A 13,962-nucleotide genomic window follows, 5' to 3' on the forward strand; every position below is an offset into this window, starting at 1 on the left:
TGGGGTGGTTTTGTTGTTTTCCCGCCCCCGCGGCCCGCCGCCCGGGGCGGGGGGGGTTCACGGCCCCCGCGGTTATCAGGGTGGGGGGTTAAAAACCCCCGGGGGGGCCCCCCCCGCGGGGCCCCCACCGCGAGGGCGTCAGTTGTGGCTTGAACGGGCCTTGAACAGGGCCCGTTTGGCCGCCTTGCCGACCTGGCGGTCGGGGTGGGCCTTGCCGATCGCCTCCAGGAGCTCCTCCAGATGGGGGTGCGGCACCTTCCAGATCACGTCGAGCAGGTTGACGAGGTTCGGCACGTTGCCGATGTCGTCGAGGCTGCTGACGAACTCGGGGCGGCCGAGACCCGCCGAGATGGTCAGCATGTCGAGGATGAGCCAGTGGGTGTCGGCCTGGGTGGGTGGCGGGGCGTCCTCGACGCCGAGCTGCGCCAGGTGGGTGGCCGCGTAGGGGCGCAGGGAGGGCTCGTCGAGGGCCTCCTGCCAGGCGGGCACCGCGATCTCGCCCAGCGAGCCGACCATGCTGGCCGCCTGGACCCTGACGAGGGCGTCCGCGTCGTCCTCCGCGGCGGCCTCCAGCAGTTCCCTGGCGGCCTTGCCGGGCTCGCGGAGCTCCATCCAGGCGGCGAACTCGGCGTCGGCCTCCTCCTCGGGCAGCTCCGCGCTGAAGGACAGCAGGTCGAGGGCCGTCATCGCGTCGATGGCGGGGCGGGCGTCCAGTTCGATGTCGGCGTCGTCGGCCAGGTGGACGACGCCCTCCATGCCGAGCGGCGTCAGCCGTACCTGGTCGTGCTCGACCTCGACCATGCCGTAGCCGGCGAGCCAGTCGAGCACGGGGGCGAGCGGGTCGCCGTACTGCGCGACCGCCGCGGCCCAGGCCTGCGCGCCCTGGTCGTCGTACTCGGCGACGGCCTCCTCAAGCTCGGCACGCAGTTCGGCCAGGCCCTTTGAGCCGGTCGCCAGCAGCACCCTGACCAGCAGCGCCCTGGTCAGGCCGGACAGGGCGATCGTGGCGTCCTCGTCGTCGAGCTCGGGGTCGCCGTAGTCGATCGAGTGCAGACCGGCCAGCCAGGCGTCCAGGACGTCGTCGTCCTCCTCGAACGGCCATTCGGCGGTGTCGGGGTCGGCGCTGACGGTGTCCTCGCCCTCCGGCTGGAGGAAGTCGAGGTCGATCGCGAGGTTCCAGATGTTCCAGAGCGCGGGCACCGAGTCGGCCAGCGAGGCGCCGTCCGTCTCGGGGACGGGAAGGCCGAGGGCGCCGAGGGCCTCAATGATCTCCGCGTCGGTGAGCAGGCTCGTCTCGCCGACCTGGCGTTCGGAACCGACCCACACCGCCAGATCGCGGGCCTTGACGATCAGCCTGACCTCCCGGGCGGCCGAGGCCAGCTCGCTGTCGGGACGGAGCCGGATCGTGTCCAGCTCCGCGAGCTCGTCCGCGAACGGCTCGAAGTCTCCAAGTCCGTCGATCTCGTCCTCTTCGTCCTCGTCGTCGTACTCGTCGTCCTGTTCGGCGGCGAGGTCCTCCATCGCGTCGACGAAGTCGTCCTCGATGCGGTCGAGTTCGGCGAGCAGTTCCTTGAGCGAGGAGGATCCCGCGCTCAGCTTCCCGGTCTCGGACAGGAAGGTCAGGTAGGCGCGGACCGCGGGCACCATGCCGTCGGCGGCCGCGTCCGGATCCTCGACGACCTGGGGCATCCGGTCCAGCAGAACGGCGCGCAGGTCGGCCCGCTTCCACCGGCCGACGTCCGTCGAGGCGATCAGCCGGTGCCAGAGGGCGACGGAGCCCACCAAGTTGGAATCGCTGCCGGGCGCGTTCTCACGCGCCCAGAGGATGAAGTCTTGGAGCAGGGGACGCAGTTCAGCGGCGGCTGCCTCAATGCGATCTGTCACCTACCCAGCCTAGGGGGCCGGAAGGGTGCTCGCCTCCTCATATCGTACGGCTCAGTTGGCCCGTCGCATCGACTCGGTGATCCGCTCGGCGGCGGAGACCACGGGGGCGGCGTGCAGCCGTCCGGGGGTGCGGGTCAGCCGCTCTATCGGGCCGGAGACGGAGACCGCGGCGATGACCTTGCCTCCCGTGCCCCTGATCGGCGCCGAGACGCTGGCCACCCCCTGCTCGCGCTCGCCGACGCTGTGCGCCCAGCCCCTGCGGCGGACGCTGGCCAGGGTCGCCGCGGTGAACTTGGCCCCGCGCAGGCCGCGGTGCAGGCGGTCGGGCTCCTCCCAGGCGAGCAGGATCTGCGCGGCGGACCCGGCGAGCATCGGCAGGGCGGAGCCGACGGGGACGGTGTCGCGCAGCCCGCTGGCGCGCTCGGCGGCGGCGACGCACACCCGCTCGTCGCCCTGGCGCCGGTACAGCTGGGCGCTCTCGCCCGTCAGGTCACGCAGCTGGGTCAGCACCGGTACGGCGACCGCCAGCAGCCTGTCCTCACCGGCCGCGGTGGACAACTCGGACAGCCGGGGGCCGAGGACGAAACGCCCCTGTGTGTCACGGGAGACGATGCGGTGGTGTTCGAGGGCGACGGCGAGCCGGTGGGCCGTGGGCCGGGCCAGGCCGGTGGCCTGGACGAGCTGCGCGAGGGACGCCGGGCCGGCTTCAAGGGCGTTGAGCACGAGAACGGCCTTGTCGAGTACGCCGACTCCGCTAGAGTTGTCCATACACCGATACTGCCGTCTCGACATATGAGAAAGCAAGTGGGGTGCGGAAAGCGATCGCAAGGAGGCGACATGGGCCGCACGCTGGCGGAGAAGGTCTGGGAGCAGCACGTGGTGCGACGTGCGGAGGGAGAACCCGACCTGCTCTATATCGACCTGCACCTCATTCATGAGGTGACCAGCCCGCAGGCGTTCGACGGCCTGCGCATGGCGGGGCGTCCCGTGCGGAGGCCGGAGCTCACGATCGCCACCGAGGACCACAACGTCCCGACGGTGCTCGGCCCGATCGCCGACCCCGTCTCGCGCACCCAGGTCGAGACGCTGCGCAAGAACTGCGCGGAGTTCGGCGTCAGGCTGCACCCGATGGGCGACGCGGGTCAGGGTGTCGTGCACATCATCGGCCCGCAGTTCGGCCTGACCCAGCCGGGCATGACCATCGTCTGTGGTGATTCTCACACCTCGACCCACGGCGCCTTCGGCGGCATCGCCTTCGGCATCGGCACCTCCGAGGTCGAGCACGTGCTGGCCACCCAGACGCTGCCCGCCTACCGGCCGAAGACGATGGCCATCGAGGTCTCGGGCGAACTGCCCGTCGGGGTCACCGCCAAGGACCTGATCCTGGCGATCATCGCCAAGATCGGCACCGGTGGCGGCCAGGGCTACATCGTCGAGTACCGGGGCGAGGCCATCCGCAAGCTCTCCATGGAGGGCCGGATGACCGTCTGCAACATGTCGATCGAGGCGGGCGCCAGGGCGGGCATGATCGCCCCCGACGAGACGACCTTCGAGTACCTCAGGGGCAGGCCCCACGCCCCCACCGGCGAGAACTGGGACGCCGCCGTCGAGTACTGGCGGTCGCTGTCGACCGACGAGGACGCCGTATTCGACACGGTCGTCGAGATCGACGCCTCGACGCTGACCCCGTTCGTCACCTGGGGCACGAACCCGGGCCAGGGCGCTCCGCTGGGCAGCGCGATCCCGGCTCCCGAGGACACCGGCGACCCGGGCGCGGCCGCCCGCGCGCTCGAGTACATGGGCCTGACCGCGGGGACCCCGCTGCGCGAGGTCGCGGTGGACACGGTCTTCGTCGGCTCCTGCACCAACGGCCGGATCGAGGACCTGCGCGCCGCGGCCGAGGTGCTGCGCGGGCGCCAGGTCGTCACCCGCACGCTGATCGTCCCCGGCTCGATGCTGGTCAAGCTCCAGGCCGAGCAGGAGGGGCTGCACGAGGTGTTCAAGGCCGCGGGCGCCGAGTGGCGCGAGGCGGGCTGCTCGATGTGCCTGGGCATGAACCCCGACACCCTCGCCCCCGGCGAGCGCAGCGCCTCGACCTCCAACCGCAACTTCGAGGGGCGTCAGGGCAAGGGTGGCCGTACCCACCTGGTCTCCCCGCAGGTCGCCGCCGCGACCGCCGTCACCGGAAAACTGACCGCGCCCGCCGACCTGGTCTAGGAGAAACTCGCAATGGAAGCCTTCACCGTCCACACCGGCCGGGCCGTACCGCTGCGCCGCAGCAACGTCGACACCGACCAGATCATCCCCGCGGTCTGGCTCAAGCAGGTCAGCAGGACCGGGTTCGAGAAGGGCCTGTTCTCCGCCTGGCGCGAGGACCCCGGATTCGTCCTGAACGACCCGGCCTACCAGGGGGCCTCGGTCCTCGTCGCCGGCCCCGACTTCGGCACCGGCTCCTCACGTGAGCACGCCGTCTGGGCCCTGCAGCAGTACGGCTTCCGCGCGGTGATCGCACCGCGTTTCGCCGACATCTTCCGTAATAACTCCACCAAGATGGGGCTGCTCCCGGTGGTGCTCTCGGCCGCGGAGGTCGAGGCCCTGCAGGCGGCGGCCGAGGCGGACCCGACCCTTGAGGTCACCGTCGACCTGGCCGAACGCCAGGTGCGCTGGGCGGGGGAGACGGCCGGTTTCGAGATCGACGACTACACCCGCTGGCGTCTGATGGAGGGGCTCGACGACATCGGGCTGACCCTGCGCAACGCCGACGACATCGCGACATACGAGAATGGTCGGCAGCCATGGCTGCCGACGACCGTCTGACACGTTCAGAAGACGACCTGGCCCGGCGGCTGCGCGACGCGCACCGCCGGGTTCGTTTGTTGACCCTTTCTCCGGAGCGGCGGGAGCGTCTCGCCAGACGCCTGCTGTCGATCTGTGACCTCGCAAAGCACGATCTCCACCGTGCAGCGGGGCGTCTTGATTTATTCCTTCTCGACCTTGATGCTCTGGTTTCAGATACGCCAAGTGCTGGAAACATTGCGGAAGGTGATTGAGTCGTAGGGCTCCGTCCCCTAATTTCAAGCGGGCAAGGGGTTTCTCGCTCTGTTGAGACCTCGGGCCGTGACAACCGGGTGAGACGGGCTACCTGCCCCACGACCCACTCCCAGACATCGGTAGCAGGGGGAGCAACCTTTATGAACAAGAAGGAACTCGTCGAGGCGATCGCGGATCGCGTCGGTGACAGAAAGACCGCGACCGAGGCCGTCAACGCGGTGCTCGACACCATTCAGCGGGCCGTCGCCAGCGGCGACAAGGTCTCCATCACCGGATTCGGCGCCTTCGAGATGGTGCACAAGCCCGCCCGTTCCGCGAGGAACCCTTCGACCGGCGCGGAGATCAAGGTCGCCGAGAGCTGGGGTCCCAAGTTCCGGCCGGGCTCCGACTTCAAGGAGCTCGTCAACGTGGAGGGAAAGAAGGCCGCGAAGAAAAGGTAGGACTCGCCCGGGCGCCGGGACTCCCGTCGCGGGGGCCCGGCGCCCCGCCTTTCACGCGACGGCCGTACGGTCCCGTCACATGGGGGCGGTGGGAGGAACCGGGAACGTGGACAGCGTGACGTAGGTGATCCGGTCGCCGTCGAGGACGACGTTCACCCGTTGTCCCGCCCGTAGAAGCCGCAGCGGTCCGGCGTCGAAGGCCGCGGTGTCGAACGGGATCTCCGTCCCGTCGTCGGAGTAGACAGAGCCCGACCTGGTCGTCGTGTCGAAGATCCGTACCGTCGCCTGCACCCGGTCATGGTAACCCGGTCACCCGGAGGGACGCGGGTGGTCGGCGGCGTAGGACGCCAGCCCCCGGATGATGATCTCTATGCCGAGGTCGAACCGTTCGTCGTTCGTCCGCTGGAGCATGACGTCGGCGAGCTCGACCATGTTCGGGAAGCGGTCGGGCGGCAGCTCCCTGAAGTAGCGTTCGAGCGTCTGCCTGATCTCCGCCCAGGACCTCTCGACCGCCGGCCGTTCCCCGTCCTCCTCGGCCTCCTGGCGCCGGTCGTCCCAGACGCTCTCCTCGAAGGCGAAGCCGTTCATGAAGGTGGAGATCATGTCGCCCGCCGCGCCCGCGAGGTGGTCGGGGAGGCCGCCCGCGCGGAAGACGGCCAGGAGCTGCTCAAGGTGGGGGAGCGCCTCAGCGCTGAAGGGGAAGCCGGTCATGGCGATCCTGGCCATGTCACGGTGCTCGTGCAGCTTGGTCCGCCCGGTGCGGGCGTACTGCCTGATCTGCTCCTGCCAGTTCTCCGGGTCGGGGGCGGGCAGCTCCCAGTTGCGGAACATCCGCAGGTACATCAGTTCGAGCAGCTCGTCCTTGCCGCTGACGTGGGCGTAGAGGGCGGAGACCGCGACGTTCAGCTCGGCCGCGACCTGGCGCATGCTGAGCTTCTCGTAGCCCACGCGGTCGATCACCGTGTAGGCGGCCTCGATGATCCGGTCACGGGTGAGCGGGATGCGGGCCGGACCCGTCCTTCTGCGTGCCCGATCCCACGGCAGTGCGGGCAGCTCGTCACTCATGACGCCAGTGTAACGCCAGGGTGAACACTGCTCATCACATTGAACGCCGCTCGTTTTCACGACATATCTTGTCTTCGGCGTCGATGCGACATATCTTAAGAACACCGCACTGAGTGGCGAACGCCGTTCTTTGATAGAACGATGCTCGTGTATGGTGAACGCTGTTCATCTCAATCCCTCCAACCGCTGGGAGTCCCCCCATGACCACAGACGTGTCAGAACCACTTCGGAAGGCGGCCGAGCCGCCCCTCCACCGGTGGCGCTGGGTCGCGCTCGCCGTCATCCTGCTCGGCGAGGTGATGGACCTCCTCGACGCCATGGTCACCAACATCGCCGGGCCGACCATCAGGAACGAGCTCGGTGGTTCGGCCTCCGTCATCCAGTGGCTCGGCGCCGCCTACACCCTCTCGATGGCGGTCGGCCTGATCACCGGCGGCAGACTCGGTGACATCTTCGGCCGCAGGCGGATGTTCGTCATCGGCGCGGCCGGGTTCACCCTGGGGTCGCTGCTGTGCGGCCTCGCCCAGTCACCCGAACTGCTCATCGGCGCGCGGGTCCTGCAGGGCCTGTTCGGCGCCGTCATGCTGCCGCAGGGGCTCGGCATGATCAAGGAGATGTTCCCGCCGAAGGAGATGGGCGCGGCGTTCGGCCTGTTCGGGCCGGTCATGGGCCTGTCCACGGTCGGTGGCCCGATCCTGGCCGGATGGCTGGTCGACGCCGACTTCTTCGGCACCGGCTGGCGCATGATCTTCCTGATCAACCTGCCGCTCGGCCTGGCCGCCGTCCTGATGGGGATGCGCTTCCTGCCCGAGTCCCGTTCGCCGCACCCGCTCAAGCTCGACGTCCCCGGCGTGCTGCTGGCCTCCCTGGCCGGTCTCCTGCTGGTCTTCCCCCTGGTCCAGGGCAGGGAGAGTGACTGGCCCGCCTGGGCCTTCCTGATGATGGGCGCCTCCGCCGTGCTCTTCGTGCTCTTCGGCTGGTTCGAGGCCAGGAAGAGCCGGACGGGCGGTGACCCGCTGGTCGTCCCCAGCCTCTTCCGCAAGCGCGCCTTCACCGGCGGCCTGGCGACGGGCCTGGTCTTCTTCTCCGCCATGTCCGGTTTCGCGCTGGTGTTCAACCTCTACACCCAGATCGGCCTGGGCTACTCCACGCTCCAGGCGGCCCTGGTGATGATCCCCTGGTCGCTGGGCATGGTCGCCGGGTTCGGGGTGGCGCAGGCGGTCGCGAAGTTCGGCCGCAAGGTCCTGCAGGGCGGCATCCTCGTCATGGCGCTCGGCGTCGTCGGAGTCCTGCTGACGATCGCCCAGGCCGGCACCGGTGTGACCGCCTGGCAGTTCGTTCCCTCCCTGGCGGTCACCGGGCTCGGCATGGGCCTGCTGATGGCGCCCTTCTTCGACATCATCCTGGCCGGCGTCGAGCAGCACGAGACCGGCTCGGCCTCGGGCACGCTGACCGCGATCCAGCAGCTCGGTGGCGCCGTCGGTGTCGCCCTGCTCGGCACGGTCTTCTTCGACCAGGCCGCGGCCACCCTCAGGCCCGACTTCGTCGGCGCGGCGGGCACGGTCCTGTGGGTGGTCGCGGGGATGCTCCTGCTGACCTTCGTCACGGCCTTCCTGCTGCCCAAGCAGGCCAGGGAGGGGGAGAACGCCGGGCACTGACCCCGCCACGGCGCCCCGCCCGCGGGGGCCCGCCGTTCGGAGCCGGAGCGCCTCCGGCCCGGAACGGCGGACACGGCGGGCACGGGCGGGTCAGGAGGAAGAGGGAGTCCCCCCAGCGGGGGACTCCCTTTCGATCTTCTCCACCACGGCGAGGGTGCGGGGACCGACCCCGAGGGACAGGGCGCTGCGCAGGTCGTCCGGGGTGTCCACGTCCCGGCGTACCGAGGCGACCCCCTCAAGACAGAGCTCCTTGGCGCCGTACCGCAGATGACGCTCACGCGACTCGCCGCTGAAGCCCGGGGTGAACGGGACGCCGGGCCGTACGCCGTAGAAGGTCGTGCCGATCTCGGCCGCGTCGGGCAGGAACGCCTGGTCGAACTCGCCGGCCGCGGCCAGCACCAGGGCGAGTTCGGCGGGCCGCAGCGCGGGCAGGTCGGCCTGGAGCGCGCCCACGGAGCCGGCGGGCGCCAGCCGTACGGCCTCGGTGGCGCCGTGCCGCAGCGCCGCGTTCAGGCCGGCCTCGGGATCGCCCACCACGTGGGCGCCGATCCCGGCGAGCGCGGGCGCGGCCACGGGATCACTCGTCACGACCACGACGCGCGCGACCGTCGCGCAGGCCAGCGCGGCCTCGACGGTGTCGCAGGCGAACGCGACGGCCAGGGCGGCCCGGTGCGGGCCCGCCGCCCTCGACAGCCGCGTCTTGGCGGCGACCAACGTCTTGACCGGCACGACGAGGGTCCAGGCTGAACTCTGCGGAGCAGGCATAGCCTTAAGCATCGCGCCTCGACATCCTGTACGGCCAACCGGGACACTTGGGGCGCATCACTGCTTACGGAGGAGTTCATGAGACGTCCTGGATGGCCTTCCCGGTTCTGGGTCGCCCTGGCCGTCACGGTCGTCAAGCCGATCTCGTGGCTCCTGGTCAGGAAGGACTGGCGCGGGGCCGAGCGGCTGCCGCCGACCGGCGGGGTCATCCTGGCCGTCAACCACCTGTCGTGGCTCGACCCGGTCCTGGTCGCCCACTACCTCTACAACAACGGCCGCTGGCCGACGATCCTGGCCAAGGCCGGACTGTTCTCGGTGCCGCTGCTCGGGCGCGCGGTGCGCGGGCTGATGGCCATCCCGGTCCACCGGGGCAGCGCGGAGGCCTCCCGCTCGCTCGCCGAGTCGGAGCGCAGGATCGCCGAGGGCGCGTGCGTGATGTTCTATCCCGAGGGCACCTGCACCCGCGACCCCGACTTCTGGCCGATGGAGGGCAAGACCGGCGCGGCCAGGCTGGCCCTGGCGACCGGCGCGCCGGTGATCCCGGTGGCGCACTGGGGTGCCCAGGAGATCCTGCCCTACGGCGGTAAACGGCCAAGACTCTGGCCGCGTAAGACCTTCCACGTGCTGGCGGGGCCACCGGTCGACCTGTCGAAGTACGAGGGGCGGCCCCTGCACGCCGACGTGCTGCGCGCGGCGACCGCGGACATCATGGCGGCGGTCACCGCTCAGCTCGCCGAACTGCGGGGGGAGAAGGCGCCGCCGGCACCGTTCAAGCGGCCCTCGGACCATTGACTTCGACGTACGGTGATGAAATGACCAAGGCGGCTGTATTCGGCACGGGCTCGTGGGGCACGACATTCGCGATGATCCTCGCGGGCGCGGGAGGCAAGACCGTTCTGTGGGGCAGGCGCCCCGAGGTCGTCGAGGCGATCGACCGCCGCCACGAGAACCCCGACTACCTGCCGGGCGTACGGCTGCCCGAGACCCTGCGCGCGACGACCGACCCTGCCGAGGCCCTGGACGGGGCGGACTTCGTGGTGCTGGCCGTGCCGTCCCAGACGTTGCGGGTGAACCTGACCGGGTGGAAGCCGTACCTCCCGCCGGAGGCGGTGCTGGTCAGCCTGATGAAGGGCATCGAGCTCGGCACGACGAAGCGGATGAGCGAGGTGATCTGCGAGGTCGCCGAGGTGCCGAAGGAGCGGGTCGCGGTCGTCTCGGGTCCCAACCTGGTCGGTGAGATCGTCAGGGGCCAGCCCGCGGCGACCGTGGTCGCCTGCGCCGACCGGCACGCCATGGAACGCCTCCAGGAGGCCTGCCACCTGCCGCCGTGGTTTCGCCCCTACACCAACCCGGACGTCGTCGGGGTCGAACTCGGCGGCGCCGTCAAGAACGTGATCGCTCTCGCCGTGGGCGTCTCGGCGGGGATGGGGCTCGGCGACAACGTCAGCGCGATGCTGATGACCAGGGGACTCGCGGAGATCTCCCGGCTGGGCGAGGCGCTCGGCGCCGATCCGCACACCTTCGCCGGGCTGGCCGGAATGGGCGATCTCATAGCGACCTGCACCTCCCCATTGTCCAGGAACCGTACCTTCGGTGAGAATCTTGGCCGGGGGATGACCCTGGCCGAGGTCGTCGCCGCGACGAAGCAGACCGCCGAAGGAGTCAAATCCTGCGAGTCGGTTCTGGAACTGGCCAGGAAGCACGATGTCGAGATGCCGATCACGGAGGTGGTTGTGGCCGTCGTGCACGACGGGTTGCCTCCCGCCGAGGCCGGGAACCTGCTGATGTCGCGAACCCTCAAACCAGAACGGTACGGCGTTTGACCTCCCTGTCGTCCTCGCCGCCGAGGACACGGGAGAGGGAGCCCGGAGGCGTCGGCCGTACGATCCCGCCGACACCGCGAGGGAGGGAAGCGCCGTCACCCCGCCCCGGGATCGGAGTACCCCCGGCGCGAATCCGGTGAGCCGACGAATGCGCAGACCCAACGGTGAGAACACCCGCGCGGTCCACCTGCCCCCCTTGGCCGACCCCCGGCAGAGCCCGCTCGGCCTGCCGGTGTGGCGCAGCTCCGCCTGGGGCTTCTCCGACTCGGCCGAGTACGCCGAGATGTGCGACGAGAAGAGCTCGGGCTTCGCCCACGGCGGGGTGGACAACCCGACGACCGCCGCCTTCGCCGCCGCGGTCGCCTCGCTCGAAGGGGCCGCGGCGCCCAAGGACGTCGCCGGGCAGGCCTTCTCCTCGGGGATGGCCGCGATCACCGCGGTCCTGATGACCTTCCTGCGGGCCGGAGCGCACATCGTCGCCCCGATCCCCGTGCACGGCGGGACCTACTCGCTGATCACCAACGTGCTCTCCAGGTTCGGCGTCTCGGCGGGCTTCGCGGACTACGGCGACCTCAGCCGGGTGAACGCCGAGGTCAGGTCGAACACGAAGATCATCTACGCGGAGACCCTGTCCAACCCGGCCATGGCCGTCTCCGACATCCGGGGCCTGTACCGCATCGCCCGCAGGGCCGGGGCGCTGCTTGTCGTCGACTCGACCTTCGCGACCCCGGTCGTCTGCCGCCCGCTCGAACACGGCGCCGACCTGGTCGTCCACTCGGCGACCCGGTATCTCGGCGGCCACGACGACTGCGAGGGCGGTGTCGCGGTCGGCCGTCCCGACCTGATCGCACAGCTCGGCGAGGTCCGTCTCGACACCGGCGGCACGCTCTCCCCCGACGACGCCTTCCTGCTCCGCAGGGGGCTGGCGACCCTCCCGCTCCGGGTGCGCAGGATGTGCGCGACCGCGATGGTCTTCGCCGCCGCGGTGGCCAAGCACCCCGCGGTGCGCCGGGTCGACTACCCGGGCCTGCCGGGACACCCCGGCCACCAGCTCGCCAGGCACCTGTTCGACTCGGGCCCTGAGGGGACGAGGTACGGCGCCTGCGTGACGGTCACCCCGCACGGCGGCTACGACGCGGGCGTCGCGCTGGCCGACGGCCTCAGGATCGCCTCGATCGCCACCTCGGTCGGCGGCACCAGGACCAAGGCGGCGCACGTCGCCTCGACCAGCCATCCGCAGCTCGGCGGGGCCGCCGGGATCGACGCCGGGGCGGTCCGCTTCTCGATCGGACTGGAGGACGCGGAGGACCTCATCATGGACGTGACGAGGGCTCTGGACGCCCTCCTCGACCAAGGGGTGGCCCCGGACAGCGGAAAGGGCCCCGGATCGGGACGATAGGCGCGTCTGACAGCCGGGATGACGGCCCAGAGGGGGTACATTCGGTCATCATGAGCGAGCAGCGCGAAACCCGCCCGCGGGTTGCAATCGTCTTCGGTGGCCGCAACTCCGAGCACGGCGTCTCCCTCCTCGGGGCCGGGAGCGTCCTTGAGGCCATCGACCGGTCCAAGTACGAGGTTCTCCCCGTGGGCATCGCCCAGGACGGGCGGTGGGTGCTCGCCTCCGGCGAGCAGCGCTACGCGATCGAGAACGGCGAGATGCCGGTCGTCGACGCCACGGGAACGGCGCTCGCGCTGCCGACCGGCGGCGATGCGCTGGTCGTCTACGAAGCGGGCAGCATCCCGGTCGAGTTCGGCCAGGTGGACGTCGTCTTCCCGGTGATGCACGGCCCCTTCGCCGAGGACGGCACGATCCAGGGGCTGCTGGAGATGGCCGGGGTCCGCTACGTCGGCTCCGGGGTGCTGGCCAGCGCGGTCGGTATGGACAAGGGCTACATGAAGACGGTGCTGGCCGCCGCGGGCCTGCCGGTCGGGCCGTACGTCGTCGTGCGCGACCGTGACTGGCGCACCGCCCGCGAGCGGGTCCTCAAGGAGGTCGAGGAGCTCGGCTGGCCGGTCTTCGTCAAGCCCGCCCGCGCCGGGTCGAGTCAGGGCATCTCCAAGGCCAACGACCGCGAGGAGCTCGAAAGGGCCGTGGAGTTCGCCCGCGAGCACGACCCCAAGGTGCTGGTCGAGGCCGCCATCGTGGGCCGCGAGATCGAGTGCGCCGTGCTGGAGTCCCCCGGTGACGAGGCGCCCAGGGCCAGCCTGCCCGGTGAGGTGCTGGTCCACGGCGACCACGAGTTCTTCGACTTCGAGGCCAAGTACATCGGCGACGAGATGTCCCTGGCCGTGCCCGCCGACATTCCGGCCGAGGTCGCCGAGGAGCTGCGCGCGATGGCCGTGCGCGCCTTCGAGGCGCTCGGCTGTGAGGGCCTGTCCCGGGTGGACTTCTTCTACACCGAGGACGGCCGGCTGATCCTCAACGAGATCAACACGATGCCCGGCTTCACCTCGGTCTCGGTCGCGCCGCAGCTGTGGGCCGCGACCGGTGTGCCGTACGGGGAGCTCGTCGACCGGCTGATCCAGCTGGCGCTGAACCGCGCGCCGGGGCTCAGGTAGGTCAGCCCGTCTGGGGGAGCGCCGCCTTGATCGGCCCGGAGAGGTCGACCAGGACGTTCCCCGGGACGTGCTCGCGGGAGATCGTCACCTCGACGTAGGCCTGCCTGCCGATCGCGGTGAACAGGGCGGGCCTGGTGGGGTCGTTGAACCACGCGACCCCGTTGATCTCCGGCACCTCGTCGGTGGCGGCCATCGTCGACGGCCGGGTCACCCCGCAGCGCAGCGCGATCCGCGCCTGCCCCCACACCGCGACGTACGGCGAGGCGGGCGACGACTCGACCCGGTCCACACCGTCGAGGGTCTTGGGCAGCCGTCCGCCGAGGGCCTTGCACGCGGCGGCGGCCGCTCCCTCGGGAACGGGCGGGTCCACGCGGACCGCGCCGCCGCATCCCGCCAGGAGCAGAGGGAGGCAGGCGAGCGCGGCCCAGCGGGCGAACCGGAGTGACATGGAGTCTCCCGGTGAGGTCAGATATGGACGATGGGACACGTAAGAGTACGTGTGATGCCCTCCACCGCCTGAATCTGGGCCACCACCATCTTGCCGAGTTCGTCCACGTTGCGGGCCTCGGCGCGGACGATCACGTCGTAGGGTCCGGTCACGTCCTCGGCCTGGGTGACACCGGTGATCGAGGAGATCTGCCCGGCCACGTTCGCGGCCTTGCCGACCTCGGTCTGGATCAGGATGTAGGCCTGCACCATAACGTCCTCCCGGGCGAT

Annotated in this window: 16 protein-coding genes; 9 read left to right on the forward strand and 7 right to left on the reverse strand. The window is 70.4% G+C overall.

Features of this window, described 5'->3' with window-relative positions; all coding sequences use genetic code 11:
* Nucleotides 1-138: 138 nt before the first annotated feature.
* Together ACIBVQ_RS15545 and ACIBVQ_RS15550 are read right to left on the reverse strand one after the other, a co-directional pair.
* Nucleotides 139-1,884 (reverse strand): hypothetical protein, encoded by a 1,746-nt coding sequence (locus tag ACIBVQ_RS15545; protein WP_399178044.1) that lies wholly within the window; start codon nt 1,882-1,884, stop codon nt 139-141.
* A 51-nt stretch (nt 1,885-1,935) separates the two neighbouring features.
* Entirely contained in the window at nt 1,936-2,652 is a 717-nt protein-coding gene (locus tag ACIBVQ_RS15550; RefSeq protein WP_352010266.1) for an IclR family transcriptional regulator, read from the reverse strand.
* 69 nt (nt 2,653-2,721) lie between these two features.
* Between ACIBVQ_RS15550 and leuC the strand changes: the two genes are divergently transcribed.
* From leuC to ACIBVQ_RS15570, 4 genes are all read left to right on the forward strand, one after another.
* Nucleotides 2,722-4,101: a 3-isopropylmalate dehydratase large subunit gene (gene leuC / locus ACIBVQ_RS15555; RefSeq protein WP_399178046.1), complete on the forward strand. Its 1,380-nt coding sequence runs from the start codon at nt 2,722-2,724 to the stop codon at nt 4,099-4,101.
* Nucleotides 4,102-4,113: 12 nt separating this feature from the next.
* Nucleotides 4,114-4,701 (forward strand): 3-isopropylmalate dehydratase small subunit, encoded by a 588-nt coding sequence (leuD, locus tag ACIBVQ_RS15560; RefSeq protein ID WP_352010268.1) that lies wholly within the window; start codon nt 4,114-4,116, stop codon nt 4,699-4,701.
* Entirely contained in the window at nt 4,680-4,934 is a 255-nt protein-coding gene (locus tag ACIBVQ_RS15565) for a hypothetical protein (protein ID WP_352010269.1), read from the forward strand. Before leuD ends, ACIBVQ_RS15565 begins: the two co-directional genes overlap by 22 nt.
* A 141-nt stretch (nt 4,935-5,075) precedes the next feature.
* Nucleotides 5,076-5,375 (forward strand): HU family DNA-binding protein, encoded by a 300-nt coding sequence (locus ACIBVQ_RS15570; protein ID WP_352010270.1) that lies wholly within the window; start codon nt 5,076-5,078, stop codon nt 5,373-5,375.
* Between the two features lie 75 nt (nt 5,376-5,450).
* On the opposite strand, the gene ACIBVQ_RS15575 is transcribed toward ACIBVQ_RS15570, so the two are convergent.
* Together ACIBVQ_RS15575 and ACIBVQ_RS15580 are read right to left on the reverse strand one after the other, a co-directional pair.
* Nucleotides 5,451-5,666 (reverse strand): hypothetical protein, encoded by a 216-nt coding sequence (locus ACIBVQ_RS15575; RefSeq protein WP_352010271.1) that lies wholly within the window; start codon nt 5,664-5,666, stop codon nt 5,451-5,453.
* Nucleotides 5,667-5,684: 18 nt separating this feature from the next.
* Nucleotides 5,685-6,440, reverse strand: coding sequence for a TetR/AcrR family transcriptional regulator (locus tag ACIBVQ_RS15580; protein ID WP_362909410.1), 756 nt, complete (start codon nt 6,438-6,440; stop codon nt 5,685-5,687).
* Nucleotides 6,441-6,640: 200 nt separating this feature from the next.
* Here ACIBVQ_RS15580 and ACIBVQ_RS15585 point away from each other — a divergent pair, with 200 nt between their 5' ends.
* A complete protein-coding gene (locus tag ACIBVQ_RS15585; RefSeq protein WP_352010273.1) occupies nt 6,641-8,098 on the forward strand; it encodes an MFS transporter in 1,458 nt (485 codons plus the stop codon).
* A gap of 90 nt (nt 8,099-8,188) precedes the next feature.
* Here ACIBVQ_RS15585 and cofC read toward each other — a convergent pair whose 3' ends face one another.
* Complete coding sequence (cofC, locus tag ACIBVQ_RS15590) at nt 8,189-8,875, reverse strand: 2-phospho-L-lactate guanylyltransferase (protein WP_352010274.1); 687 nt, start codon at nt 8,873-8,875, stop codon at nt 8,189-8,191.
* 66 nt (nt 8,876-8,941) lie between these two features.
* Between cofC and ACIBVQ_RS15595 the strand changes: the two genes are divergently transcribed.
* From ACIBVQ_RS15595 to ACIBVQ_RS15610, 4 genes are all read left to right on the forward strand, one after another.
* Complete coding sequence (locus tag ACIBVQ_RS15595) at nt 8,942-9,655, forward strand: lysophospholipid acyltransferase family protein (protein WP_399178050.1); 714 nt, start codon at nt 8,942-8,944, stop codon at nt 9,653-9,655.
* 20 nt (nt 9,656-9,675) lie between these two features.
* Nucleotides 9,676-10,686: an NAD(P)H-dependent glycerol-3-phosphate dehydrogenase gene (locus ACIBVQ_RS15600; protein ID WP_399178052.1), complete on the forward strand. Its 1,011-nt coding sequence runs from the start codon at nt 9,676-9,678 to the stop codon at nt 10,684-10,686.
* A 148-nt stretch (nt 10,687-10,834) separates the two neighbouring features.
* Nucleotides 10,835-12,085 carry a trans-sulfuration enzyme family protein gene (locus ACIBVQ_RS15605; RefSeq protein ID WP_399178054.1) on the forward strand — a complete coding sequence of 417 codons (1,251 nt, stop codon included), beginning with the start codon at nt 10,835-10,837 and terminating at the stop codon, nt 12,083-12,085.
* Nucleotides 12,086-12,135: 50 nt separating this feature from the next.
* Entirely contained in the window at nt 12,136-13,245 is a 1,110-nt protein-coding gene (locus tag ACIBVQ_RS15610) for a D-alanine--D-alanine ligase family protein (RefSeq protein ID WP_352010278.1), read from the forward strand.
* Between the two features lies 1 nt (nt 13,246).
* On the opposite strand, the gene ACIBVQ_RS15615 is transcribed toward ACIBVQ_RS15610, so the two are convergent.
* Together ACIBVQ_RS15615 and ACIBVQ_RS15620 are read right to left on the reverse strand one after the other, a co-directional pair.
* On the reverse strand, nt 13,247-13,693 hold the full coding sequence (locus tag ACIBVQ_RS15615) for a DUF3515 domain-containing protein (protein ID WP_399178056.1): 447 nt from the start codon (nt 13,691-13,693) through the stop codon (nt 13,247-13,249).
* Between the two features lie 17 nt (nt 13,694-13,710).
* Nucleotides 13,711-13,944: an Lrp/AsnC ligand binding domain-containing protein gene (locus tag ACIBVQ_RS15620; protein WP_352010280.1), complete on the reverse strand. Its 234-nt coding sequence runs from the start codon at nt 13,942-13,944 to the stop codon at nt 13,711-13,713.
* Nucleotides 13,945-13,962: the final 18 nt, after the last annotated feature.

The sequence above is a fragment of the Streptosporangium sp. NPDC049376 genome (genome assembly GCF_044466505.1).
Taxonomy (GTDB): Bacteria; Actinomycetota; Actinomycetes; order Streptosporangiales; family Streptosporangiaceae; genus Streptosporangium.

Coding starts and splice junctions, on each gene's coding strand:
- ACIBVQ_RS15550 (WP_352010266.1), bottom strand. CDS start 2,652: ATGGACAACTCTAGCGGAGTCGGCGTACTCGACAAGGCCGTTCTCGTG.
- leuC (WP_399178046.1), top strand. CDS start 2,722: ATGGGCCGCACGCTGGCGGAGAAGGTCTGGGAGCAGCACGTGGTGCGA.
- leuD (WP_352010268.1), top strand. CDS start 4,114: ATGGAAGCCTTCACCGTCCACACCGGCCGGGCCGTACCGCTGCGCCGC.
- ACIBVQ_RS15565 (WP_352010269.1), top strand. CDS start 4,680: ATGGCTGCCGACGACCGTCTGACACGTTCAGAAGACGACCTGGCCCGG.
- ACIBVQ_RS15570 (WP_352010270.1), top strand. CDS start 5,076: ATGAACAAGAAGGAACTCGTCGAGGCGATCGCGGATCGCGTCGGTGAC.
- ACIBVQ_RS15580 (WP_362909410.1), bottom strand. CDS start 6,440: ATGAGTGACGAGCTGCCCGCACTGCCGTGGGATCGGGCACGCAGAAGG.
- ACIBVQ_RS15585 (WP_352010273.1), top strand. CDS start 6,641: ATGACCACAGACGTGTCAGAACCACTTCGGAAGGCGGCCGAGCCGCCC.
- cofC (WP_352010274.1), bottom strand. CDS start 8,875: ATGCTTAAGGCTATGCCTGCTCCGCAGAGTTCAGCCTGGACCCTCGTC.
- ACIBVQ_RS15595 (WP_399178050.1), top strand. CDS start 8,942: ATGAGACGTCCTGGATGGCCTTCCCGGTTCTGGGTCGCCCTGGCCGTC.
- ACIBVQ_RS15600 (WP_399178052.1), top strand. CDS start 9,676: ATGACCAAGGCGGCTGTATTCGGCACGGGCTCGTGGGGCACGACATTC.
- ACIBVQ_RS15605 (WP_399178054.1), top strand. CDS start 10,835: ATGCGCAGACCCAACGGTGAGAACACCCGCGCGGTCCACCTGCCCCCC.
- ACIBVQ_RS15610 (WP_352010278.1), top strand. CDS start 12,136: ATGAGCGAGCAGCGCGAAACCCGCCCGCGGGTTGCAATCGTCTTCGGT.
- ACIBVQ_RS15615 (WP_399178056.1), bottom strand. CDS start 13,693: ATGTCACTCCGGTTCGCCCGCTGGGCCGCGCTCGCCTGCCTCCCTCTG.
- ACIBVQ_RS15620 (WP_352010280.1), bottom strand. CDS start 13,944: ATGGTGCAGGCCTACATCCTGATCCAGACCGAGGTCGGCAAGGCCGCG.